This is a genomic window from Streptomyces sp. NPDC008079, from assembly GCF_042957385.1.
In the GTDB taxonomy this organism is placed as follows: Bacteria; Actinomycetota; Actinomycetes; order Streptomycetales; family Streptomycetaceae; genus Actinacidiphila.
Map to the genome: position 1 here is coordinate 232974 of NZ_JBIBIC010000007.1, position 24293 is coordinate 257266.

Below are 24293 nucleotides of genomic sequence, written 5' to 3' on the forward strand. Positions count from 1 at the left end.
GGATGCGATCACATGAGCGATCCGTTCGGACACGTTCGGTCGATCCGTCAGCACACGTGCGGAGAATCACCACCAGGGCGCTGGAACACCAACTCCGCCAGCCCATATGATCGCGATCGAGACGAGCGCGAAGCGGGGAGCGGGCCATGGGCGGACCCTCGGGCGGCCCAGGTGTCGAGCCCGAAAGCACAGCACAAGTCATCACGCACAGTCACACCTCTGCCCCACACTCCGGCGGCGGCGGGGAACCGCAGCCGGCCGGACGGACGGCGGGGCAGGGAAGTACGGCCGCGCGGCCGGGCGACGCCGACCTGCGCGACTACCGGGCCGCCTTCGCCATCGCCCAGACCGCGATGGCGCTGCTCGCCCCCGACGGCACGGTCCTGGAGGCCAACGGCGCGCTCGGCGCGCTGCTGGGCGCCTCGCCCGAGCGGATGAGCGCCACGGGCGCCGCCGCGCTCCTCGGCCTGAGCGGCGACCGGCACGCCCGCGCCGCCTTCCACGACGTGCTCACCGGCCGCCGCGAACGGCTGCGCTGCACGCGCGGCATCACCCGGCCGGACGGCAGCACCGTGCACGCCGAGATCACGCTCTCGCGCACCGGCGCGCGCCCGCTGCTGCTGTCCGTCGAGGACGTCGGCGAGCGGGACACCCTGCGCGAGGAGCTGCGGCACCTGCGCATGCACGACCCGGTCAGCAGACTGCCCAACCGCGCGCTGTTCTTCGAGCGGCTGTCGGCCGCCGTCGGCGACCACGGCAGCCGGACCGGCCGGATCGGCCTGTGCTATCTGGACCTGGACGGCTTCAAGGCGGTCAACGACACGCTCGGCCACCGCGTCGGCGACGAACTGCTGGCCGCCGTGGGCCGTCGCCTGCTGGCCTGCGCCGAGCCCGGCGGGCACCTGGTGGCGCGGCTCGGCGGCGACGAATTCGCCCTGCTGGTACGGGACTCCACCGGTACAGGGCAGGCGACGGATCTGGCCGAGGCCGTACTGGCCGCGCTCCAGCCGCCGTTCGACGTGGGCGGCCACCGGCTCGCGGTCTCCGCCAGCATCGGCGTGGTCGAACGGGAGGCGGCGGGCACGTCGGCCACCGGTCTGATGCAGGCCGCCGACACCACGCTGTACTGGGCCAAGGCCGACGGCAAGGCGCGCTGGACGCTCTTCGACCCGGAGCGCAACGAGCACCGGATGACCCGTCAGGCCCTGTCCCGTACGCTGCGGCAGGCCGTCGAGCGCGGCGAATTCGTCCTGGACTACCAGCCGTTGGTCGCCCTCGACTCGGGCGAGCTGCGCGGTGTCGAGGCGCTGGTGCGCTGGGAGCACCCGCACTTCGGGCGGCTGGCGCCCAACCGCTTCATCGGTCTCGCCGAGGAGGACGGCTCCATCGTCCAGCTCGGCCGCTGGGTGCTCGCCGAGTCCTGCCGCCAGGCCCGCGCCTGGCAACTGGCCCACCCCGAGGCGCCGTTGGTGGTCAGTGTCAACGTGGCCGTACGCCAGGTCTGGGACTCCGACCTGGTCGCCGACGTCGCCGCGATCCTCGCCGACACCGGTCTGCCGCCGCGGCTGCTCCAGTTGGAACTCACCGAGTCCGCCGTGATGGGCTCCGCCGGCCGCCCCCTCCAGGCGCTGCACGCCCTGGACGAGATGGGCGTACGGATCGCCATCGACGACTTCGGCACCGGTTACTCCAACCTCGCCTACATGAGCCGCCTCCCGGTCTCGGCCCTGAAGCTGGACGGCTCCTTCGTGCAGGGCTTCCGCTCCGCGGAACACCCCAACCCGGCCGACGAGACGATCGTCGAGGCGCTGGTCGAACTGGCCCACCGGCTCGGTCTGACGGTGACGGCGGAGTGCGTGGAGAACGCGGAGCAGGCGGAGCGCCTGCGGCGGATCGGCTGCGACACGGGCCAGGGCTGGCACTACTCGCGCCCCGTGGCGGCGGCGGCGATCTCCGCGCTGCTGGACTGAGGCGGCACGCGCCGCGGGACCGGGGCGGTACGCGCCGCGGGACGGCGGCACGCGGAAGGGGCCCGCGTCCTTGGGGGGAGAAAGGACGCGGGCCCCGGGTCATGCGGTCAGGAGGTGAGCCGCGTCAGCAGGCCCCGAGGTCCTGCCACACGCCCCATTCCCCGGTCGTACCGGGCTCCTCATTGGTGGTCCACCACTTGGCGTTCCACTTGTGGCCCTTCCAGGAGACCTGGTTGCCACCGACGTAGACCGCGGAGGCGGACCAGGACGGCAGGGTGCAGGTGCCGCCCGGCGGGGTGGTCGGAGGCGTGGTGGGCGGGGTCGTCGGCGGCGTCGTGGGGGGCGTCGTCGGCGGGGTGGTGGGAGGCGTGGTCGGCGGGGTGGTCGGCGGCGTGGTGGTCGTGCCGCAGCCGGACGCGGACCCGTTGGTCGCCGTCACGATCTTGTTGAAGAGGGTGGCGGCGGGATCGAGGTCGAGCAGCGAGTACATCATCGAGCCGGCCAGGTTGTGGCAGTGCGCGTAGTCCGCCTTGGCCTGGATCGCCTGGGCGCCGAGGCCGGTCCAGAACTCGGTCCCGTTGTAGAACCAGTTGGCCTGGGTGCTCGGGTCGTAGAACGTCGTGGAGGCGTTGTCCACGAGCCCGGTGAGCTCCTTGTAGTACGCGGTGCCCGCGACCTGGCTGATGCCGCGCGCCGGGGCGGGGCCCGAAGCGGACTGGTACAGGCCGTGGTTGCTGCCCGCGGGTACGCCGGTCCAGCCGCGGTAGTACAGCGGGTAGCCCATGGTGATCTTCGTGGACGGGAAGCCGCCCGCGATGCCGTAGGCCGAATTACCGTTGATCCACGCGTTGATGGCGTGATCGGTGCTGTACTTCTCGGTGCCCGGCGGGATCGCCGTGGACGGGTCGGTCGGCGACTGGTACAGCGGGTCCTGGAGGTTGGTCGGACCGGTCGCGTCCCAGGCTCCGTGCATGTCGTACGTCATGATGTTCGCGTAGTCGAGGTACTGCCCGACCTTGTTGGTCTCGATCTGCGCGATCTTGTCCTGGCCGGCCGGGAGCGCGGCGGTCAGCAGCATCTTCTTGTTGCCGTTGGCCGTGCCGTACGCGTTCAGCTCGGTGCGGAACTCCGCGAGCAGCGCGGTGAAGTTGGCCTTGTCGTTGGGGCTGTAGTGGTTGCCCACGTGGCCGTTGGGCGAGCCGGGGTACTCCCAGTCGATGTCGAAGCCGTCGAAGATCCCGGCACCGCTGCCGGGGCCGCCGTAGCCGCCCTGCACGGGCAGATTGCCCTTGATGAACATGTCGATGCAGGAGCTGACGAACTTCTTCCGGCTGGCGTCCGTGGCCGCCACGTCGGAGAAGTACTTGGAGTAGGTCCAGCCGCCGATCGAGGCGACGATCTTCAGGTTGGGGTGCTTCGCCTTCAGCTTCTTGAGCTGGTTGAAGTTGCCGACGATCGGCTGGTTCCAGGTGTCGGCGACACCGTCCACGCTGATGTCCGCGCCGAACGACTTCTGGTAGTCGGCGAAGGAGTCGCCCGCGCCGTCACCGGCGTTGGGGTTGGACTCGTTCGTGGAGTCCGACGCCTTGGTGGCCTCGAAACAGGTCAGGTTCGAGGGGTCGATGTTCTCGAACGAGTAGTTGAGGATGTCGAGTTTGCCCGCCACCCCCGACGTGTCGAGGTTCTTCGGGTAGTAGGCGTTGCCGTACACGCTCCACTGGTCGTAATAGGCGATCTTCACGCCGCCGCTGCTCGCGGCGGCGGCCGCGGGCTTGGCGGCGGCGGTGGTGTCCGCCTGGGCTGTGCCCACTCCGGCGACGAGCGCGGTGAGCGCTCCGGCGGTGAGGGCGGCGGTCGTGACGGCTGCCACGATCGCTCTCTTCCTGGACTGCACGAGTACCTCCGGGGGGAGAGGGAGGAACAACAGGGGGCTGGTGAATGGATAACCCCTCGTCAAGTGCACGTCAATGGTCTGAACCAGACTTGGACTAGACCAATCCTGCGGAAGGCGACCGGCCGGTAGCGTTCCGCGACAACGGCAAAGCCGCTCGTCAACCGGGTGACAAGCGGCTTTAACGCTGACTTAAGGCTGGTCAGGGGCCGTCGCGCGACGTTGGACCACGCACCGGCCGGAAATGAGTCTTTAACCGGCGGCGACCTCGGAGGAGACACCCGACGGGGCCTCGGCGGAGGCCGTCGCGATGTCCTTCGGGAAGCCGTACGCGTCCGCGATGAGGTCGTAGGAACGCAGCCGGACCGACGGCGTGTGCGCGTTGGCGGTGATCACCAACTCGTCGGCGCCGGTACGGTCCACGAGCTGGTCGAGTCCGGTACGCACCGTGTCCGGGTCGCCGTGGATGATGTTCACCAGCCACGAGTCCACGAAGTCCCGTTCCGCCGGGCTGAATTCGTACGCCTCGGCCTCCTGGGGCGTCGGCACCAGGCCGGGGCGTCCGGTACGCAGCCGCAGCATGCTCAGCGCGCCGGAGAGCACCTGGCGGCGCGCCTCGGCCGGGTCGTCGGCGGCCAGCGCGGCGACGCCGATCGAGGCGTAGGGGCGGTCCAGGATCTCCGAGGGCCGGAAGGACTCGCGGTAAAGGGCCAGCGCGGGAACGGTGTTGGCGGCCGAGAAGTGGTGCGCGAAGGAGAACGGCAGGCCGAGCGTGCCCGCCAGTCGCGCGCTGAAGCCGGAGGAGCCCAGCAGCCACACGCTCGGGCGGCCCGCCGACTGGACGCCGCCGGGCGCCGTGCCCTGCACCGGGCCGGGAATGGCGTGAATGCGCGCGTAGCGGTGCCCGTCGGGGAAGTCGTCGTCCAGGAACCGGGTCAACTCCGCGAGCTGCTGCGGGAATTCGTCCGCGCCCTCGTGCAGCCGGTCGGTGCGGCGCAGCGCGGCGGCCGTCGCGCCGTCGGTGCCGGGCGCGCGGCCGAGACCGAGGTCGATCCGGCCGGGGGCCAGCGCCTCCAGGGTGCCGAACTGCTCGGCGATCACCAGCGGCGCGTGGTTGGGCAGCATCACCCCGCCGGAGCCGAGCCGCAGCGTGCGGGTGTGGGCGGCGAGGTGGGCGAGGATCACCGCGGGCGAGGAGCTGGCGACGCCCGGCATCGAGTGGTGCTCGGCCACCCACATCCGGTGGTAGCCGCGGGTCTCCGCGGTCCTGGCGATCTCGACGCTGGTGCGCAGCGCGTCGGTGGCGGTGAAGCCGCTGCCGACGGTGGCCAGATCCAGTACGGACAGCGGTACGGGGGCGGTGCCGCGGACCGGGCCGCGGATGCCCCGGCCGCGGAGCGTACCGGTGTCGCCGTCCCGGCCGTCCGTACGGGACCGGCCGTCCGTAGCGGACCGCCCGTCCGTTCGTTCGCCCTGCTGTTCGCCCTGTCGTTCGTCACCCACGGCGGGCGCCTCCTCGATCGTCTCCGTGCCCATGTCTGCCCCACCCCTGCCCGACCGACAACCGGAGCCCGCGTCCGGTTATTCCCGGGCGCGGATTGTACGGTTCCCCCGCCGTTTCCTTTTCGGGTAATGACGTCGGCATATGCCAGGGTGGCCCCTTCCTGCATATACGCTTGAAGAGCCCCGGATAACCGGCCAACCGCCTCTACCTGAAACGGGATTGGGGCTATCGTGGAGACCGGCCCAGCCGCCGGGTCCGGTCGTCTCGGATACCCGTCCGTGACCGGCGGCGACAGCCAGGACGCAAACGGTCATACCTGCAGGGGGCTACCGTGGCGCTTGAACACCGACAGATCGAGCCGGTGTACGCGGTCCAGTACGCGCTGCGCGTGCTCGAATCCGTCGACACCCATCGGCACGGCGTCACCGCCGAACAGTTGGCTCGCGAAATCGGTGTGCCGCTGGACTATCTCTCCCATCTGCTGGCAATGCTGCGCCGCGAGCGTTATCTCGGATTTCTGCCCGGCGGCGGATATGTCATCGGCGAGTCCATGGTGCTCCTCGGCGCCGCCAACCGCGACCACGCCCTCGCGGAGAAGCTCCAGACGGTTCTGGCCGAACTGCGCGACGAGGTGGGCGCGGCCGTCTACTTCAGCCGGTACGACGACGGCGAGGTGCACGTCATCGACTTCGCCGACGGCCCCAACGCGCCGAAGGTCAACGAGTGGGTGGACTTCCGCTCCTCCGCCCACGCCAGCGCGGTCGGCAAGTGCCTGCTCTCGCAGCTCGACCACGACGGCCGGATGGAACACCTCTCGCGGCACCGCCCGGCCCGGCTGACCTCGCGCACCGTCGTGGACGACCGCGTCCTGCTGACCAAGCTCGAACGCCAGCCGACCTCGGTGCCCACGCTCGACCTCCAGGAATACGCGGTCGGCACCGTCTGCGCCGCGATCCCGGTCACCATCGGCAAGACGGTCGCCTGCCTCGCGCTGTCGATGCCGTACGCCCAGGCCCACCGCCTCAAGCCCGCCGTGGACACCCTCCACACCCGCGCGGCCCCGGTCCTGCTCTCCTTCAGCATCTGATCCGCCACGGCACGGGCTCGGCACGACGAGAACCCGGCACGGCGAAGACCCGGCACGGCGAAGACCCGGCACGGCGAGCGTTCGGTACGACAAAGGTTCGGTACGACAAAGGCCCCCCGCGTGTACGGAGGGCCTTCGTGGGCATGTGCGCCGCCAGGGACTCGAACCCCGGACCCGCTGATTAAGAGTCAGCTGCTCTAACCAACTGAGCTAGCGGCGCCTGCTGACGTGGGAGATCGTACCCGATGGTCGGGGCCGGGCTCAAAGCGGCGGCGGATTGCCGCCAGGCGGAATCGCGCCACCGCCGATCCGTGCGGTGGCGGGCGCACGGCCGGTAGATCATGTGCATGACTTCGACTCGACGCCGGATCACCGTACCGGCGGGCACCACCGTGCTCGCCCTCGGTACCGCACTCCTGCTGCCCACGGGCCCCGCCGCCGCGGCGACCCCCGCGGCGGCCCCGCGGTCCGCGCCCTCGTCAGCCAACTCCACCCCCTCCGCCACCTCGACCACCGTCACCCTGCTCACCGGCGATGTCGTGCACATCGCCGACGGCCCCGGCAAGCAGGACACCGTCACCGTCGACCGCGCGCCCGGAGCGCGGGGGATCGTACGGATCCAGCAGTACGGCGGTGACACGTACGTCATTCCCGACGAGGCGGAGCCGCTGCTGGCCGCGGGGAAGCTGGACCGGCGGCTGTTCGACGTGTCCGCCCTGACCGCGATGGGCTACGACGACGCGCACAGCGCCGGACTGCCGCTGATCGCCACCTGGACCGACGCCGCCCGCACGGCACGGTCGCAGCCCGCGGCTCCGGCCGGCGCGAGCACCGTACGGACGCTGCCGAGCATCGGCGGCGCGGCCCTGAAGGCCGACAAGAAGCGGTCCCGCGCCTTCTGGACCGGCCTGGCGGGCCCGGCGGGCAACGCCCGTTCGCTCAACGGCGCCACCGGCATCGACAAGCTGTGGCTCGACGGCCGGGTGACGGCCGACCTCAAGGACTCGGTGCCGCAGATCAACGCGCCGCAGGCGTGGGCCGAGGGCTACGACGGCGCGGGCGAGAAGGTCGCCGTCCTGGACACCGGCGTGGACGACACCCACCCCGACCTGAAGGACCGGATCGCCACCGAGCAGAGCTTCGTGCCCGGCCAGGCCGTCACCGACGGCAACGGCCACGGCACGCACGTCGCCTCCACCATCGCGGGCAGCGGCGCGGCCTCCGACGGCAGTTACAAGGGCGTCGCGCCGGGCGCGAAGCTGCTGGTCGGCAAGGTGCTCTCGAACGAGGGCGAGGGCCAGGACTCCTGGATCATCGCGGGCATGGAGTGGGCCAAGGCCCAGGGCGCCGACGTGGTGAGCATGAGCCTCGGCTCCCCGATACCCGACGACGGCACCGACCCGATGGCCCAGGCCGTCAACTCCCTGTCGGCGAACGGCGGTCCGCTGTACGTGATCGCCGCGGGCAACTCCTACGGCGCGGGCACCATCGGCGCCCCCGGCTCGGCGCGCGACGCGCTGACCGTGGCCGCCGTCGACAAGTCAGACCAGCGCGCCGACTTCTCCAGCATGGGCCCGCTGAGCGGCGGTTACGGACTCAAGCCGGACCTGTCGGCGCCCGGCGTCGACATCACCGCGGCGATGCCCGGCGGCGGCTACCAGACGATGTCCGGCACGTCGATGGCCACCCCGCACGTGGCGGGCGCCGCCGCGATCCTCAAGCAGCGGCACCCCGACTGGACCGCGGCGCGGCTCAAGGACGCGCTGATGAGCACGTCCAAGGTGCTCGCCGACTACACGCCGTTCGAGCAGGGCACCGGCCGGGTCGACGTACTGGCCGCGGTCGACTCACCGGTCCAGGCCACCGGTTCGGTCGACACGGCCGTTTACTCCTGGCCGCACGACGGCGCGGCCCCGGCCACCCGCGTGATCACGTACCGCAACAGCGGCAAGGCCCCGGTCACGCTGGATCTGGCGACGGACACCAAGGACCCGGCGTACACGCTGTCGGCGCCGTCCGTCACCGTCGCCGCGGGCGGCAGCGCGGACGTCACACTGACGCTCGACCCGGCCGGGGTGCCGTCGGCGACCACCTTCTCCGGCCAGGTACTGGCGACCGACGCGGCGACCGGACACATCGTCGCGCACACCGGCTTCGCGCTGGAGAAGGAACAGGAGCTGTACGACTACACAGTCAAGCTGCGCGGCCGGGACGGAAAGCCCGCCGCGGGCACCGTCGTGCTGGCGCAGGAGGGCAACCCCAACCCGTCGCCGGTCGCGGTCGACGGCGAGCGCACGCTGCGGCTGGCGCCCGGCACGTACATGGCGTACGCGGAGATCGACGTGGCAGGCGACGCCCCGGACTCGCTGGGCCTGGCCGTGCTGATCAACCCGGAGACGGTGCTCAGCAAGGACACCACCGTCACGCTCGACGCGAGCAAGGCGCGCAAGGTCAGCGCGGCCGTGCCGGGTCAGCGGACCCAGACGCGGCAGCTCCACGTGGACATCGCCCGCACCTTCGCCGACGGCGAGGTCGTCCGTGACGCGGCGGTCCTGCCGCTGACGTACGACACGCTGTACGCGTCGCCGACGGCCAAGGTCGGCAACGGCACCTTCGACTTCCTGACCCGCTGGCGGCTCGGCGAGCGGCAGGTCGCCGTCACCGGGCGCGGGCAGGACCTGGACACCACCCCGCAGCCCGGCGCCACCGTCACCGACGGCAAGGGCACGCTCCGCGCGGTCTACGCCGGGCAGGGCGGCGCGGCCGGCTACCGGGGTCTGGACGCCAGGGGCAAGGTCGTGGTGGTCGAGCGCTCCGACGCCGTCACGCCGGTCCAGCGGGCCGCGGCGGCGACCGCCGCGGGCGCGAAGCTGCTGATCGTCGTCAACGACGGCCGCGGCAGGCTGCTGGAGTCCTACGCCGACCCCGACAACGGCTACCAGGACACGCCGCTGACCGTGGTCTCCGTCCAGCAGGGCGCGGGCGCGAAGCTCGTCGCCGACGCCAAGGGCGGCAAGCTCTCGCTGAGCGTCGAACAGCGCGAGTACACCCGGGTCGTCTACGACCTGCTCGACCAGCACGACGGCACCATCCCTGACCGCTCCCTGGCCTACACCCCCGACCCCAGGCGCGACCTGGCCAAGGTCACCGCCACCTACAACGGCGACCGCGCCCGCGCGGGCGCCGGCTTCCGCTACGACATCCCCGCCTGGGGCTACGGCATCGGTTTCGCCGAGCAGGAGTCCTACCCGGGCACCCGTACCGAGTACGTCTCGCCCGAGCACGGCGCCGGATTCTGGTACGAGGACCACTCCGTCTACGACGCGGACTACAGCAACCAACTCCTGGAGGAGCGCGGCGGCAACGACTCGTTCACACCGGGCCGTTCGTACGCGGTCTCCTGGTTCGGCGGGATCTTCCGGCCGCGCCTCGGCTCCGCCTTCTGGGGGCCGAACCGCTCGTCGTACAACGACATCCAGTTCAACATCACGCCGTGGACGGACGGCGGCGCGGGCCACTCGGGCGACATGCCCGCCGACGAGTACGACGGCCGCACCACCTACGCCGCCTACCAGGGCGACACCCTCGTCGCCCAGGGAGTCGGCCGGGCGGGCGGCATCTGGGACCAGCCCGCGAAGAAGCTGCCCTACCGGCTGGTGCTCGACTCGGCGCGGGACGCCAAGGAGTGGCGGACCTCGATCCGTACGCACACCGAGTGGAACTTCGTCTCGGGGCCGCTGCCCGAGGGCGTCGGCCAGGACGACGTCAAGCTGCTCCAGCTCGACTACGACGTGCCCACCGACACCGCGGGCGATGTGCCCGGCGGCCGGCTGATCCCGGTCGGTCTGGGGTCCACCACGCAGGAGTGGCTGGTCGGCGCGACGAAGGCGGCCTCGGCGAAGCTGTCGGTCTCCTACGACGACGGCAGGACCTGGCTGCCGACGCTGCTGATCAAGGACCGCAAGGGCCACTGGACGACGCTGATCCGGACTCCGCGCGACCCCGGCGGCTCCGTGTCGCTGAAGGCGAGCGCGTCCGACGGCGCGGGCGGCTCGGTGAGCCAGGAGATCATCAGGGCCTTCGGCCTGAGGTGACCGGCTGACCCACCGGGCGGAGGGGATGGTCGGAGGGGGTGGTCGAGACCACCCCCTCCGACCACGTATGATGGTCCCCGCAAGCGCCGCTAGCTCAGTTGGTTAGAGCAGCTGACTCTTAATCAGCGGGTCCGGGGTTCGAGTCCCTGGCGGCGCACTTGCCCAGAAGGCCCTCCGCGCGAGCGGGGGGCCTTCTCCGTGTGCCCGCCGGTGTGCTCCGCACGGGTGGTCCTGGGCGGCGGCGGGCGCGGCAGGCGTACGGGGCGGGGCGGGCGGAGGAAGGTCGGCCCGTGCTGGGGCTGATCGTGGGTCATTTCGTGCTGGCGGGTTTCGCGGGGGTGTTCACGCGGTGGTGGGGCCGCCGGGCCTTCCTCGTGCTCGCCGCCGCGCCCGCCGCGACCGCCGTCTGGGCGGCCCTCCAGTGGAACGCGGTCGCGGACGGCCGGGTCCGGGAACAGACCTGGCACTGGGCGCCCGCCCTCGACCTGGAGATCGCGCTGCGCCTCGACGCGCTGAGCCTGCTGCTCGCCGTCCTCGCGGGCGGCGTCGGCGCCCTCGTCCTGGTCTACTGCGCCGGGTACTTCCGCGACGACGAGCCGGGACTCGGCGGCTTCGCGGGCACCCTGACCGCCTTCGCGGGCGCCATGCTCGGCCTCGTCCTGGCCGACGACCTGATGCTCCTGTACGTCTTCTGGGAGCTGACCACCGTCCTGTCCTTCCTGCTGATCGGCCACAGCGCCGAGAAGAAGGCCAACCGGCGCTCCGCCCTCCAGGCCCTGGTGGTCACCACCGCGGGCGGCCTCGCCATGCTCGTCGGGCTGCTGCTGCTCGGCCACCTCGCGGGCACCTACCGGCTGTCCGCGCTGATCGCCCACCCGCCCGCCACCGGTCCCGCCGTACGCGTCGCCCTCGTCCTGGTCCTCGCGGGCGCCCTGTCCAAGTCCGCCGTGTGGCCCTTCAGCCTGTGGCTGCCCGGCGCGATGGCCGCGCCCACCCCCGTCAGCGCCTACCTGCACGCGGCGGCCATGGTGAAGGCCGGTGTCTATCTCGTCGCCCGCCTCTCCCCCGCCTTCGCCCCCGTCGGCCCCTGGCGCGCCCTCACCGTCGGCCTCGGCCTGGCCACCATGCTCCTCGGCGGATGGCGCGCCCTGCGCGAATTCGACCTCAAACGGATCCTCGCCTACGGCACCGTCAGCCAACTCGGCTTCCTCACCGCCCTGGTCGGCACCGGCTCCCACAACGCCGCTCTCGCCGGAGTCACCCTCCTGTTCGCCCACGCCCTCTTCAAGGCCGCCCTCTTCCTCGTCGTCGGCGCCGTCGACCAGACCACCGGCACCCGCGACATCCGCCGCCTGTCGGGCCTGGCCCGCACCTCCCCCCTCCTGTGCGCCGCCGCCACCCTCGCCGCCGCCTCCATGACCGGCCTCCCCCCCTTCCTCGGCTTCCCCGCCAAAGAAGCCGCCTTCGACGCCCTGACCCCCCTCCCCCTCTCCCTGTCCGTCCTCGGCTCCGCCCTGACCGTCGCATACACCCTGCGCTTCCTGTGGGGCGCCTTCGGACCGAGCGAGGCGGTCCGCGAGGCACCGTCAAGCGGGAGCGAGCCCCCTGCCGCCCCTCCCCCCGCAGCCGCCGACGTACCGGAGGGGACGGGCCGGGATGCCCCCGCAGATTTGCGTGCCGACAGGGCGGCGACGGATGCGCAGGAGCAGGCAGCACGCAGCTCGAGGAGGTACCCCGGCCCGGGACCGACCCGCCCACGCACGGCCAGCCCACACCTGAAGGGCTGGGAAAAGGCGGTGCCCGTAGGAACGCTGGCACTCGCCGGGACGGTCCTCGGCCCCTACGTCACCCACCTCGAACCGCTGCTCGGGCAGTACGCCCACTCCGTACCGGAAGCGGACGGCGCCACGCCGTACCACCTGGCGCTGTGGCACGGCTGGGGCACCCCCCTGGCCCTGTCCCTGGTCGCCTGGGCCCTGGGCGCAGCCCTCTTCGCGGCGAACACCCCCCTGATCCGGCTCGCCCGGAAAACGGCCCTCCCCACCGCCGAAGCGGCCTTCGCCCGCATGATCCGCGGCACCGAATGGTTCGCCCTCCAGCTCACCGGCACGGTGCAACGCGGCTCCCTCGCGGTCTACTTGACCACCGCCCTCCTCGTGTTCACCGGCACCGAGTCGTACGCCCTGGTCCACGACGCCCCCTGGCACACTCCCGGCGGCGGCCCCCGCCTGGCGGACGACGCGGCGCAGGCCGCCGTGGCGGTCGCGGTGATGGCGGCGGCGGTGCTGTGCGTGACGGCCCGGCTGCGGATGAAGGCGGTGGTGCTGGCGGGCACCACGGGCTACGGCACGGCGGTGCTGTTCGTGCTCCAGGGCGCCCCCGACCTGGCCCTGACGCAGTTCACCGTGGAGACGGCCAGCATCGTGGTGTTCGTGCTGGTGCTGCGCCGCCTACCGGCGCGCTTCCCGCGCACCGCCCCGCGCCGCCGCGCGGCGAACTACGCGGTGGGCGCCGCCGCGGGCGCCCTCGTCGCGGGCCTGACGTATCTGACGGCGGCGGCCCGCCGGGCGAGCGACGCCCGCGCCGCGCTGATCGAGGCGACCGAGCACGACGGCGTGAAGAACGTGGTGGCGACGATCCTGGTGGATCTGCGCGCCTGGGACACGATGGGCGAGTCCGCGGTGCTGGCGGTCGCCGCGGTCGGCGTGACGAGTCTGCTGTTCCTGCGCCGCCGCGCGGGCTCGCTGCCACGGGCAGCGGACGGCGAGGAGCCGGGCACCGTATGGCGGGCGGGGCCGCGCGAGGCGCCGGGCCCGGCGTCACTGGCCCCCGAGCGGACCTGGCTGTCGGCGAGCGGCACCCTCGCGCAGGAGCGCCGCTCGGTGGTCTTCGAGGTGGTGGCCCGGCTGACCTTCCACCCGATCCTGGTGCTCTCCCTCTACCTGCTGTTCAGCGCGGAGAATCTGCCCGGCGGCGGCTTCACGGCCGGGCTCGTGGCGGGCCTGGCGCTGGTGGTGCGCTATCTGGCGGGCGGGCGGTACGAGTTGGCCGCCGCGGCCCCGGTGGACGCCGGTTTCCTGCTGGGCGCGGGCCTGGTCGTGTCGGTCGGTACGGGCCTGGGCGGGCTGGTGTTCGGGCGCGCGGTGCTCGACGCGGGCACGTACCACGCGCGGCTGCCGCTGTTCGGCTCGGTCCATCTGGCCAGCCCGGTGCTCTTCGACTTCGGGGTGTACCTGCTGGTGCTCGGCGTCGTCCTGGACGTGCTGCGCGGCCTGGGCGCCGAGATCGACCTCCAGATCGAACGGGACGGCCGCGAGGAGAGGGAGGTCACGTGAAGGCGACGATCGCGCTCATCGCGGTGGGCGGTGTGCTGTTCGGCTGCGGCACCGCGCTGCTGATGTCCAGACCGCTGACCCGGATCCTGCTGGGCGCGGTGCTGCTCGGCAACGGGGCGAATCTGCTGGTGCTCGCCACGTCGGGCAAGGCGGGGAAGCCCCCGCTGCTGTATCCGGGCACCGACCCGAAGGACGTCACCGACCCGCTGCCGCAGGCGATGGCGCTCACCGCGATCGTCATCACGCTGGCGCTGACGGCGTTCCTGCTGGCGATGGCGTACCGGAGCTGGCAGTTGTCGGGGAACGACGACGTGCAGGACGACGTCGAGGACATCCGGATCGCGCTGCGCGCCGAACACGAGGGCACGCGGGCGGAGTTGCGGGCCGTGCTGCGGGCGGACCGGGTGCGGCAGGCCCGCGCGGAGGAGACCGAGGACCTCGACGACGAGGTCTGGGACCACGTACTGGGGGCCGACCGGTGACCGCGTCCGACCTGCTGCCGCTGCCGGTGGCGCTGCCGCTGCTCGCGGCCGGGGTGAAGCTGGCGATCGGCCAACGGCTGCCGCGTACGCAGCGGTTCATCAGCGCGGGCGTGCTGTGCGCGGTGCTCGGCGCGTCGCTCGCCCTGCTGGTGGCCGCCGACCGGGACGGGCCGCAGGTCATGCACACCGGCACCTGGCCCGCGTCGGTCGGCATCACGCTGGTCGCCGACCGGCTGTCCGGGCTGATGCTGGTGGTGTCGGCCGCGGTCACGCTGTGCGTGCTGATCTACTCGATCGGCCAGGGCATGGCCGACCAGGACGCGGCGACACCGCTGTCCGTCTTCCACCCGGCGTATCTGATCCTGGTCGCCGGGGTCTGCGACACCTTCCTCGCGGGCGACCTGTTCAACCTCTACGTCGGCTTCGAGATCATGCTGACCAGCAGCTATGTGCTGTTGACGCTCGGCGGTACGGCGGCCCGCATGCGGGCGGGCGCCACGTACGTGGTGGTGTCGCTGCTGTCGTCGGTGCTGTTCCTCGTCGCGATCGGGATGGTCTACGCGGCGGCCGGGACGGTGAATCTGGCGCTGCTCGCCGGGCGGCTGGCCGAACTGCCCTCCGGCGTACGGCTGCTGCTGCAACTGGCGCTGCTGACCGTCTTCGGCATCAAGGCCGCCGTCTTCCCGCTGGCGGCGTGGCTGCCGGACTCGTACCCGACCGCGCCCGCCCCGGTCACCGCCGTCTTCGCCGGTCTGCTCACCAAGGTCGGCGTCTACTCGATACTGCGGACCCAGACGCTGCTGTTCCCCGGCGGGCGGCTCGCCGACCCGCTGATGCTGGTCGCCCTGCTGTCGATGGTGATCGGCATCCTGGGCGCGGTCGCCCAGACCGACCTCAAGCGGCTGCTGTCCTTCACGCTGGTCAGCCACATCGGGTACATGGTCTTCGGTATCGCGCTCGCCTCACGCGGCGGCATCGCGGGCTCCGTCTTCTACGTGGCCCACCACATCACCGTGCAGACCACGCTCTTCCTCGTCGCGGGGCTGATCGAACGGCGCGGCGGCACGACGGATCTGCTGCGGCTGGGCGGTCTGGCCCGGATCTCGCCGCTGCTCGCCGTCGTCTTCTTCGTCCCCGCCATGAACCTCGCCGGTATTCCGCCGCTGTCCGGTTTCCTCGGCAAACTCGGCCTGCTGCGCGCCGGCATCGCCAACGGGGGCGGCTGGGCGTACGTCCTGGTCGCGGGCGGCATCGTCACCAGCCTGCTGACGCTGTACGCGTTGGCCAAGGTCTGGAACCTGGCCTTTTGGCGTGCCGCCCCGCCCGATCTGTGCGAGGACGGCACCGTCCTGGAATCCGACGAGGACTCCGCCGACGCGGAGGAGGGCGGCTCGGGGCCGGCACCCGCGCCGCCGTCGCCCCCGTCGCCCCCGTCGCCCGGGGAGGACTCCGGGGCGACCGCCGTGCCCCTGCCCGCCGGGGCCGCCCACGCCGCGTCCCTCAGCGGGCGGCCCATCACCACCACGGCGGCCCTCCCCGCGCCGATGCTTCTCGCCACCTGCGCCATGGTCGCGCTCGGTCTGTCGTTCACCGTCCTGGCCGGGCCCCTCACCGGCCTCGCCGATCGCTCCGCGAGCGAACTGCTGTCCCGAACCCCGTACGTCTCGGCGGTCCTCCGCCACTGACGGTCCCCACCGGCCGGTGGTCCGGAGACAACCGGACTGCCCCGCCGGGGCGGGTGGTGACCTGCGGGCACGCGGTAGTTGAGCGCGCGGTTCCCCATGCCCCCGACGGGGCGCGTCCTGCCCCGGGCGTCAGGTCCAGTGGGAGGGGCGGGGCGGGGCACCTGGCGAAAGGACGGTGGTGGAGTCGCCACGGGCGGCGGTGAGTTGGGGCGGGGTGAGGAAGAGGGCCCCGCGCAGATCCGCCCCGCGCAGATCGGCGTCGCGGAGATCGGCACCGATGAGATCGGCGAGGCGCAGGTCGGCCCGCCGCAGGTCGGCGGCGATCAGATAGGCCCCGCGGAAGTCGGTGCCGCGCAGGTCCGCCCCGCGGAACCCGCGGCCGATGAGGTCGGCGCCGCGCCGGTCGCGGCCGGGGGTGCCGGCGCGGGCCAGGGCGCTGGCGCGGAGCAGGATCTCGTTGACGGGCGCGCGCTCGGCGGCGACGTCGAGGGCGAGCAGGGCGTCGGGGGTGCCGAGGGTGAGCCCGGAGATCCGGGCGACGGCCGCCTCTGCGGCGGCGTGCACGGGCCGGGCGGAAGGCAGCGCCAGTGTCTCGCCGAGGTAGCGGAGGAGTTCGTGGAGCTGCCGGACGACCGGCAGCAGCGCGAACATCGACCGCCCCCCGTCGGCGGCGTCGCGCCAGTCCTGCCCGCCGAAGGTGATCCGGGAGAGCTTCTGGCCCGCGCCGAAGCAGTCGTAGACGGTGCAGCCCCGGTAGCCGCGGCCCCGCAGTTCGCGGTGGATGCCGCAGCGGTGGTCGCCGCCGAGGTGCCCGCAGGGCTCCCCGGCGGCCTTGTCCGCGGCGAAGTCCGCGGAGCGGGTGAAGGCGAGGGCCACGCAGCACAGCCCGAAGCAGTTGCCGCAGTCGGCCCGCAGCTCACTCGTCTCACCCGTCGGCGTGTCCACCGGTCAATGGTGCCTCACGGCGCCGAGGGGAAGACCGCGGGCTTGGCGGGGGTGTAGAGCCAGGTCTGGAAGAAGGTGCCGAGGCGCTGCCCGGAGATCCGCTCCGCGAGCCGCTGGAAGTCGGCGATGGTGGCGTTGCCGTAGCGGTGCAGGGCGGGCCACGCCTTGAGCAGGGTACGGAAGTCGCGGTCGCCGATGGTGTCGCGGAGCGCCTGGATGGCGACGGCGCCGCGGTCGTAGACGGCGTCGTCGAACTGGTTGTCGGGGCCGGGGTCGCCCGGCTTGACCGTCCAGAACGGGTCGTCGGCGGGGTGCGCGTCGTAGATGTCCCGGGCGAGCTGCTGCGGGGTGCCGGTGCCCTCGTGCTCGGCCCACAGGAACTGGGCGTAGCTGGCGAAGCCCTCGTTGAGCCAGATGTCGGACCAGCGTTCCAGCGAGACGTCGTCGCCCCACCACTGGTGGGCCAGTTCGTGCGAGACGACGTTGGTGTTGGCCTTGGTGGCGAAGGAACTGGGGCTGTAGAAGACGCGGGTCTGCGCTTCGAGCGCGAAGTGCGACGTCACGTTGGGCACGTAGCCGCCGGCCGCGTCGAAGGGGTAGGGGCCGAACCAGCCGCTGAGGAAGTCGACGATCTCGGCGGTCCGCTCCACGCTGGCGCGGGCGTTGGCGGCGGTGGCCGCGGGGAGGTCGGCGCTGTACGCGTTGATGACCGGGACGCCGGTGCGGGTGCGGCTGTGCGTGATGTCGAAGTGGCCGACGGCCAACGTGGTGAGGTACGTGGCCTGCGGCTTGGTCTCGCGCCAGTGGTAGCTGGTCCGGCCGTCCTCGGACTTCCGCGAGACCAGCAGCCCGTTGCTGATCGCCTGGTCGCCGTCGGGGACCTTGACGCGCACGTCGTAGGTGGCCTTGTCGGCCGGGTGGTCGTTGCTGGGGAACCACCACCACGCGGATTCGGGTTCGTTGGCGGCGACTGCGCCGTCCGGGGTGCGCTGCCACGACGTGAAGCCGTAGCGCTTCACGGTGGAGGGGACGCCCGAGTACGTGACGGCGACGGTGATCCGGTGGCCCTTGGCGATCGGCCTGGCGGGGGTGATGACCAGTTCCTGCTCGCCGCTGGTGGCGAAGGCGGCGGGCTTCCCGTCGACGGTGACGCGGCTGACGGTCAGCGCGAAGTCCAGGTCGAAGCTGGTCAGTCCCTGGGTGGCGGTCGCCGTGATGACGGCGGTGCCCGACAGCAGGTCGGTGCTGGGCTGGTAGTCGAGGTTCAGGTCGTAGTGGGAGACGTCGTAGCCGCCGTTCCCGTAGGTCGGGTAGTACGGGTCGCCGATGCCGGGCGCGCCCGGCCCCGTGTCGGCAGCGGCCGCCGGGATCGCCAGCAGCAGGCCGAGGGCGGCGGCAGTGGACGCGATGACTCTCTTACGCACAGGGGTCCTCCAGCACGGTGAACGACAAGCGGCAGGTGCCAAGTGGCCGCCGCCGCGAGGCGGGTGGCGGCGGCCGAGTGGCAGGTACACGGCGACCCTAAGGAGCCCCAACCGTCCCAGCCACCCCTGTACTCACTGCTGTCGCAGAACGTTCACCCGGCGCAACACAACGGCCGGAACGTGACACCCGTGTCGTAGGCGCGTCACACGTGTCCGGTCTGCGAGCATTCGGCGGGTGCGTACCCTGCGGAGAATCCAGTGGCCGCTGGTGCTCTGGCTGGCCGTGGTCTGGGTGCTGCTGTGGGGAAAGGTCACCGCGGGCAATGTGCTGACCGGCCTGGCCGTCGGCGTCGTGCTCTGCCTGGCCTTCCCCCTCCCGCCGCTCGAACTCGAACTGCGGCTGCACCCGGTGGGCCTGGTCCGCTTCGCCGCCTACTTCCTGGCCGATCTGACGGTGGCCGGGCTGCGTACGGTCTGGCAGATCCTCACCCCGTCGCCGCTGCCCTGCACGGTGCTCGCCGTACCGCTGCGCTCCCGCAGCGACTTGATGCTGACCGCGACGGCCGTGGCGGTCTGCGCGGTGCCGGGCAGCGCCGTACTGGAGATCCAGCGCTCCACCGGCACCCTCTTCGTCCACGTCATGGGCTCCGACAGCGCGGGCACGGACCAGGCCCGCGCCGAGGTCAGACGCCTGGAGCAGCTGGTGGTACGGGCGTTCGGCACCCGCGCGGAGATCGCGGACCTGACGGCCCCCGAGCCGGGTACGGGTGCGCCGTGAACTGGGTGACGGGGGTGGTGCTCGCCCTGCTGGTCGCCTCCGGCGTGATGGTCTTCGTCCGGCTGGCGCGCGGCCCCTCGATGCTGGACCGGGCGGTGGCGGTGGACGCGCTCCTGGCGGTCGTGGTGGCCGGACTCGGCGCGCGGGCCGCCGAGGCGCGCACCCCGTACACCCTGCCGGTGCTGCTGGTCCTGGCCTTCCTCGGCTTCACCGGCTCGGTGGCCAGCGCCCGCTTCATCGCGGTGCGCGGCGCGGAGCCCCCGGAGCGGCCGGGCGGGCAGGAGCCGGCGGGGTCAGGGGAGCCAGAAGGGCCGGGGCGGCCGGTGGAGCCGGTGGAGCCGGTGGAGCCCGAGGGGGCCGAGCGGCCTGAGCGGCCTGAGCGGACCGAGCGGCCGAAAAGGGATGACGGCCGGGAGGGCACGGCCGCTGACGGTGAGGAGACGGGCGGATGAGCTGGACCGCGGTGGGCGACTGGGCCGCGGCGGTGTGCCTGCTGCTCGGCGCGGGGCTGAGCTTCGTGGCCGGGGTCGGGCTGCTGAAGCTGCCCGACACCCTCACCCGTATGCACGCGGCGACCAAGCCGCAGGTGCTCGGGCTGTTGTTGGTGCTGCTCGGGGTCGCCCTGCGGTTGCGTTCCTGGGTGGATCTGGGAACGCTGGTACTGATTGGCACGTTTCAGCTGATGACTGTGCCGGTCGCGGCTCATATCGTGGGCCGCGCGGCGTACCGCACGGGCCAGGTGGACGGCGACCGGCTGGTCCTTGACGAGTTGGACGAGCGGCTGACCCGGCCGGAAAGGCCAGATAGGTTCACCGTGTGAAGAATGTCCGCGTGGTCAGGGCGCTACAGCATGTGGAGGACGAATACCTGTCACGTATGGGTATGTCGCTCCCCCTGCTGGTCATCGCGCTGGTCGTGATCGCCGATCTCGCGGCGGGCCGGGACCACTTCATCACGCCGGGCATCGTGGCCGCGCCGCCGCTGGCCGCGATCACCGTCAACTGGCGGCGGACCCTGTTCATCGGCGTGCTGGGCCTGATCGTCCAGGCGGCGCTCGCGCCCTACGACGGCATCGCCGAGATCCCCGATCACGACGTGTTCTTCGGCCAGGTCTTCGCGTACGGCTCGGTGACCCTCTTCAGCATCTACATCGCCTGGCGCCGCGAGACCGGCGCGAAGGCGTTCAGCGCCATCACCTCCGTCGCCGAGGCCGCCCAGCACGCCCTCATGCGCCCGCCCGCCCCGCGCGTGGGCGGTATCCAACTGGCCGTGCGGTACGTGTCGGCGGCCGACGCGGCGCAGATCGGCGGCGACCTGTACGCGGTGCTCGACACCCCGTACGGCGTGCGGGCGCTGATCGGCGACGTGCGCGGCAAGGGCCTGGGCGCGGTGCAGACCTCGGCGGTGGTGCTCGGCGCCTTCCGCGAGGCCGCGTTCGACGAGGGCGGACTCGACCGGGTGGCGCGCCGGGTGGACATCAGCGTCGGCCGGCATGTGACCGGCGGGGACTTCATCACGGCGCTGTTCGCGCAGTTCGACAAGCCGGACAGCGTGGAACTGCTGCACTACGGCCATGTGCCGCCGCTGCGGGTCTCGCGGGACGGCGAGGTGGAGACGCTGTACCCGAACGAGCCGTGGCTGCCGCTGGGCCTGGCCGACATGGTGGCCGAGGGGCCCACCCCGTGGCGGGTGCCGCTCATGCCGGGCGATGTGCTGGTGCTGTGCACCGACGGGGTGATCGAGGCGCGCAGCCCGCGGGACAACTCCTTCTACCCGCTGGCCGAGCGGGTCGGCCGCCTGGTCGCCGGTGCCTCGTACGACCTGGACGACGCCGTGGAGCGGGTCTACAGCGATCTGCTGGAGCACGCGGGCGGCTCGCTCACCGACGACGTGGTCCTGCTGCTGCTCGCGCCCCAGCAACGGCCCCTGCCGGCCCACCCGCAGGACCCGCCGCTCAATCCGGTGTGACCGCTGTCGTCGTGTCCCGGGCGTCCGGCGCGGGCGCCGCGTGGGTGACCGGCAGGCCGCGTGTCGCGCGGTCCAGCGCGATCAGCACCGACTCGTACGCCTCGCCCGTGGCGTGTTCCATGCCCAGCTCGCACATCCGGTTCGCCGACAGATACGCGTCGTAGCCGCGCGCCGCGACCTCCTCGGCCTCGGGGCGCGTCGCGGCCTCGGTCAGCTCCTCGTGCAGCATCCCGCGGTCGCCCGCGAAGGCGCAGCAGCCCGCGTCGTCGGGCACGACGACCTCGCGGGCGCAGGCCCGCGCGACGGTCTCCAGCGCGCCGGTGTCGCCGAGGTGCCGCATCGAGCAGGTCGGGTGCAGGACGGCGGACGCGACGGTGTCGGTGACCGTCAGCCGCGGCAGCAGGTGCTCGGCGGCCCAGACGACGGAGTCGATGACGGTCAGCTCGCCGTGCAGTTCACGGTTGGCGTCGGAGAGGTACGGCACGACGTCGCGGGCCAGGCCGAGCGTGCAGGAGCTGGCGTCGACCACGATCGGCAGCCGTCCGCCGCCGGTCCACAGCCAGGCGGCCTCCACGATCCGGTTGGCCATCACCGCGTTGCCCGCCAGGTAGCCCTTGGAGTGCCAGATGGTGGCGCAGCAGGTGCCCGTGACGTCGTCCGGGATCCACACCGGGCGGCCGGCCCGCGCGGAGACGCTGACGACGGCCTGCGGCAGCGACCCGTACCGGGTGGCCGGGACGCCGAAGACGCGGTTGACGCACGCCGGGTAGTACACGGCGGTCGCGCCGTCCTTCTCGGTGCGGGGCAGCCGGGGGGCGGCGCCGGGGATCTCGGGGAGCCATTCGGGTATCAGGTCCGGGCGTACGGCTCTGCGGGCCAGGCCGGTGCCCGCGGTCAGCGGGCGGTCGCCGACCCGGTCTCGTACCGCGTCGGCGGCGGCCACCGCGGCGCGGGCGGCGCGTTCCGCGGCCTTCCAGTGGGTGGCGACGGAGGCGGCGACCCGCTCCTCGGTACGGGAGTGCCCTGCGTGCCGGAAGTCCCGCATCATCGCGCCGGTGTCGATGCCGACCGGGCAGGCCAGCGCGCAGGTGGAGTCGCCCGCGCAGGTGTCGACGGCGTCGTATCCGTACGCGTCCAGGAGCGCCTGGAGGACCGGGGAGCCGGGCGGCTGGCGGAGCATCTCGCGGCGCAGCACGATCCGCTGTCGGGGAGTGGTGGTGAGGTCGCGGCTGGGGCAGGTGGGCTCGCAGAAGCCGCACTCGATGCAGGCGTCGGCGACGGCCTCGATGGCCGGGATCGTCTTGAGGCCGCGCAGGTGGCCGCGCGGGTCCAGGTCGAGGACGACGCCGGGGGCGAGGACGCCGTCCGGGTCGAGCAGCCGCTTGACCCGCCACATCAGGGCGGTGGCCTTCGCGCCCCACTCCAGTTCGAGGAAGGGCGCGATGTTGCGGCCGGTGCCGTGCTCGGCCTTCAGCGAGCCGTCGAAGCGCTCGACGACGGTGTGGCAGAAGTCGTCCATGAAGGCGGCGTAGCGCTCCACGTCGGCGGGGTCGGCCGCGTCGAAGGTCAGCAGGAAGTGCAGATTGCCGTGCGCGGCGTGGCCCGCGACAGCGGCGTCGAAGCCGTGCCGCTCCTGGAGTTCCAGCAGCTCGGCGCAGGCGTCGGCGAGCAGCTCCGGCGGTACGGCGAAGTCCTCGGTGATCAGTGTGGTGCCCGACGGGCGGGCGCTCCCGACGGCCGCGACGAAGGCGTTGCGGATACGCCACAGGCCGGCGATCCGCGCCGGGTCGCGGGTGAAGGCGTTGTCCGCGGACGGTACGGGCGTGACCAGGCCGAGGTCGTCGCAGACCCGGACGGCGGCCCGCTCGTACGCGGCCAGCTCCGTGTCGTCGGCGGCCCGGAACTCCACCAGCAGCGCGGTCGTCTCGCGCGGCAGCGCGGCCCACTCCCCGGGCACCTCGGGCACGCCCACGGCGGCCCGCAGGGTGTTGCCGTCCATCAGCTCGACGGCCTCGGCCCCCGCCTGGTTGAACAGCGGCACGGCCGCGGCGGCGGCGGGCAGCGTCGGGAAGAACAGCAGGGCGGCGGTGGCCGCCGCGCGTATCGGCAGCGTCTCGAAGACGGCCTCGGCGACGAAGCCGAGGGTGCCCTGCGAGCCGACCATCAGACCGCGCAGGATCTGCGCGGGCGTCTCGGCGTCGAGGAAGGCGTCGAGCCGGTAGCCGTTGGTGTTCTTGATCGCGTGCTTCGCGCGAATCCTGGCGGTCAGCTCCTCGTCGGCCTCGATCTCGTCCCGCAGGTCGAGCAGGCCCTGGCACAGCTCGGGCTCGGCGGCGGCCAGCGCCGCGTCGGCGTCGGGGTCGCCGGTGTCCACGAGGGTGCCCGACGGCAGGACGACGGTCATCGAGGTGACGGTGCGGTACGAGGTGCGGCTGGTGCCCGCGGCCATCCCGGACGCGTTGTTGGCGACGACTCCGCCGACCGTGCACGCGACGGCGCTGGCCGGGTCGGGGCCGAGCACCCGGCCGTGCCGGGCCAGGGTGGCGTTGGCCCGCGCGAGTACGGTGCCGGGCAGGATACGGGCCCGCGCGCCGTCGGCCTCGACCTCGACGCCGCTGAAGTGGCGGCGCACGTCCACCAGGATGTCCTCGCCCTGCGCCTGGCCGTTCAGGCTGGTGCCCGCGGCTCTGAAGACCAGGTGGCGGCGCTCGCGGCGGGCGTAGGCCAGCAGCCTGACGACGTCCTGCGCGCTCTCGGGCAGGACGACGGCCTGCGGCACGAAGCGGTACGGGCTGGCGTCGGAGGCGTAGCGCACGAGGTCGGAGACGCCGGTGAGGACCTTGTCGGCGCCCAGCAGCTCGGTCAGCGCGGCCTTGAGGCCCTGCGGTGTGCCGGTGGCCCGCGACTCCTCCACCCGGTCGGGCGCGGCGCTCGCGGGCGGCACAGGGCGCAGTGCCTCGCCCTTCGGATCGGGCACGGGCATCCGGACCTCCTCGGGCGGACCGTGGGACGTGGTGGTTTCCGGTTCTCGGTCGTGGGCGCTGGGCTCGCGGCGGTTCTCGGGTCGGCGGCTCCGGGTGCTCGGTGCTCGGCTCTCGGTGCTCGGGAGGAGCCCACCGATTGCCAAGGT

General features: G+C 72.6%; 15 protein-coding genes and 2 tRNA genes. 11 read left to right on the forward strand and 6 right to left on the reverse strand.

The window, feature by feature from the left end; all coding sequences use genetic code 11:
• Positions 1 to 146: 146 nt before the first annotated feature.
• Positions 147 to 1970 carry an EAL domain-containing protein gene (locus ACFZAM_RS17740; protein WP_391047035.1) on the forward strand — a complete coding sequence of 608 codons (1824 nt, stop codon included), beginning with the start codon at positions 147 to 149 and terminating at the stop codon, positions 1968 to 1970.
• Between the two features lie 124 nt (positions 1971 to 2094).
• On the opposite strand, the gene ACFZAM_RS17745 is transcribed toward ACFZAM_RS17740, so the two are convergent.
• On the reverse strand, positions 2095 to 3843 hold the full coding sequence (locus ACFZAM_RS17745; protein WP_355343298.1) for a glycosyl hydrolase family 18 protein: 1749 nt from the start codon (positions 3841 to 3843) through the stop codon (positions 2095 to 2097).
• Positions 3844 to 4113: 270 nt separating this feature from the next.
• On the reverse strand, positions 4114 to 5397 hold the full coding sequence (locus ACFZAM_RS17750; protein WP_355343215.1) for an LLM class flavin-dependent oxidoreductase: 1284 nt from the start codon (positions 5395 to 5397) through the stop codon (positions 4114 to 4116).
• A gap of 299 nt (positions 5398 to 5696) precedes the next feature.
• On the opposite strand from ACFZAM_RS17750, the gene ACFZAM_RS17755 reads away from it, so the two are divergent.
• Positions 5697 to 6452: an IclR family transcriptional regulator C-terminal domain-containing protein gene (locus ACFZAM_RS17755; RefSeq protein ID WP_355343212.1), complete on the forward strand. Its 756-nt coding sequence runs from the start codon at positions 5697 to 5699 to the stop codon at positions 6450 to 6452.
• 146 nt (positions 6453 to 6598) lie between these two features.
• Here ACFZAM_RS17755 and ACFZAM_RS17760 read toward each other — a convergent pair.
• Positions 6599 to 6672 (reverse strand) — tRNA-Lys (locus ACFZAM_RS17760).
• 127 nt (positions 6673 to 6799) lie between these two features.
• Between ACFZAM_RS17760 and ACFZAM_RS17765 the strand changes: the two genes are divergently transcribed.
• The 5 genes from ACFZAM_RS17765 to ACFZAM_RS17785 all read left to right on the forward strand — a co-directional run bounded on the left by ACFZAM_RS17765 (position 6800) and on the right by ACFZAM_RS17785 (position 16048).
• Positions 6800 to 10546 carry a S8 family serine peptidase gene (locus ACFZAM_RS17765; protein WP_391047039.1) on the forward strand — a complete coding sequence of 1249 codons (3747 nt, stop codon included), beginning with the start codon at positions 6800 to 6802 and terminating at the stop codon, positions 10544 to 10546.
• A gap of 83 nt (positions 10547 to 10629) precedes the next feature.
• Positions 10630 to 10703: transfer RNA gene (locus tag ACFZAM_RS17770), tRNA-Lys, on the forward strand.
• 133 nt (positions 10704 to 10836) lie between these two features.
• Entirely contained in the window at positions 10837 to 13881 is a 3045-nt protein-coding gene (locus ACFZAM_RS17775; protein ID WP_391047042.1) for a Na+/H+ antiporter subunit A, read from the forward strand.
• Positions 13878 to 14363, forward strand: a complete 486-nt coding sequence (locus ACFZAM_RS17780) for a Na(+)/H(+) antiporter subunit C (protein WP_355343203.1) — start codon at positions 13878 to 13880, stop codon at positions 14361 to 14363. Before ACFZAM_RS17775 ends, ACFZAM_RS17780 begins: the two co-directional genes overlap by 4 nt.
• Complete coding sequence (locus tag ACFZAM_RS17785) at positions 14360 to 16048, forward strand: Na+/H+ antiporter subunit D (protein WP_355343200.1); 1689 nt, start codon at positions 14360 to 14362, stop codon at positions 16046 to 16048. Before ACFZAM_RS17780 ends, ACFZAM_RS17785 begins: the two co-directional genes overlap by 4 nt.
• Before the next feature lie 129 nt (positions 16049 to 16177).
• Here ACFZAM_RS17785 and ACFZAM_RS17790 read toward each other — a convergent pair whose 3' ends face one another.
• Both ACFZAM_RS17790 and ACFZAM_RS17795 read right to left on the reverse strand, forming a co-directional pair.
• Positions 16178 to 16993, reverse strand: coding sequence for a pentapeptide repeat-containing protein (locus tag ACFZAM_RS17790; protein WP_391047046.1), 816 nt, complete (start codon positions 16991 to 16993; stop codon positions 16178 to 16180).
• Positions 16994 to 17007: 14 nt separating this feature from the next.
• On the reverse strand, positions 17008 to 18417 hold the full coding sequence (locus ACFZAM_RS17795; protein ID WP_391047049.1) for a M1 family aminopeptidase: 1410 nt from the start codon (positions 18415 to 18417) through the stop codon (positions 17008 to 17010).
• A gap of 235 nt (positions 18418 to 18652) precedes the next feature.
• On the opposite strand from ACFZAM_RS17795, the gene ACFZAM_RS17800 reads away from it, so the two are divergent.
• The 4 genes from ACFZAM_RS17800 to ACFZAM_RS17815 are packed head-to-tail and all read left to right on the forward strand — an operon-like array spanning position 18653 to position 21163.
• Positions 18653 to 19195: a Na+/H+ antiporter subunit E gene (locus ACFZAM_RS17800; RefSeq protein WP_391047052.1), complete on the forward strand. Its 543-nt coding sequence runs from the start codon at positions 18653 to 18655 to the stop codon at positions 19193 to 19195.
• On the forward strand, positions 19192 to 19647 hold the full coding sequence (locus ACFZAM_RS17805; RefSeq protein ID WP_391047055.1) for a monovalent cation/H+ antiporter complex subunit F: 456 nt from the start codon (positions 19192 to 19194) through the stop codon (positions 19645 to 19647). The genes ACFZAM_RS17800 and ACFZAM_RS17805 overlap by 4 nt, the downstream gene beginning before the upstream one ends.
• Positions 19644 to 20015, forward strand: a complete 372-nt coding sequence (gene mnhG, locus ACFZAM_RS17810) for a monovalent cation/H(+) antiporter subunit G (protein ID WP_355343185.1) — start codon at positions 19644 to 19646, stop codon at positions 20013 to 20015. The genes ACFZAM_RS17805 and mnhG overlap by 4 nt, the downstream gene beginning before the upstream one ends.
• The gene (locus tag ACFZAM_RS17815; RefSeq protein ID WP_355343183.1) at positions 20012 to 21163 is read left to right on the forward strand and encodes a PP2C family protein-serine/threonine phosphatase; all 1152 of its coding nucleotides are present in this window, start codon (positions 20012 to 20014) and stop codon (positions 21161 to 21163) included. The genes mnhG and ACFZAM_RS17815 overlap by 4 nt, the downstream gene beginning before the upstream one ends.
• Here the strand turns inward: ACFZAM_RS17815 and ACFZAM_RS17820 are convergent.
• Positions 21150 to 24146, reverse strand: coding sequence for an FAD-linked oxidase C-terminal domain-containing protein (locus tag ACFZAM_RS17820; RefSeq protein ID WP_391047058.1), 2997 nt, complete (start codon positions 24144 to 24146; stop codon positions 21150 to 21152). The genes ACFZAM_RS17815 and ACFZAM_RS17820 overlap by 14 nt on opposite strands.
• Positions 24147 to 24293 lie beyond the last annotated feature (147 nt).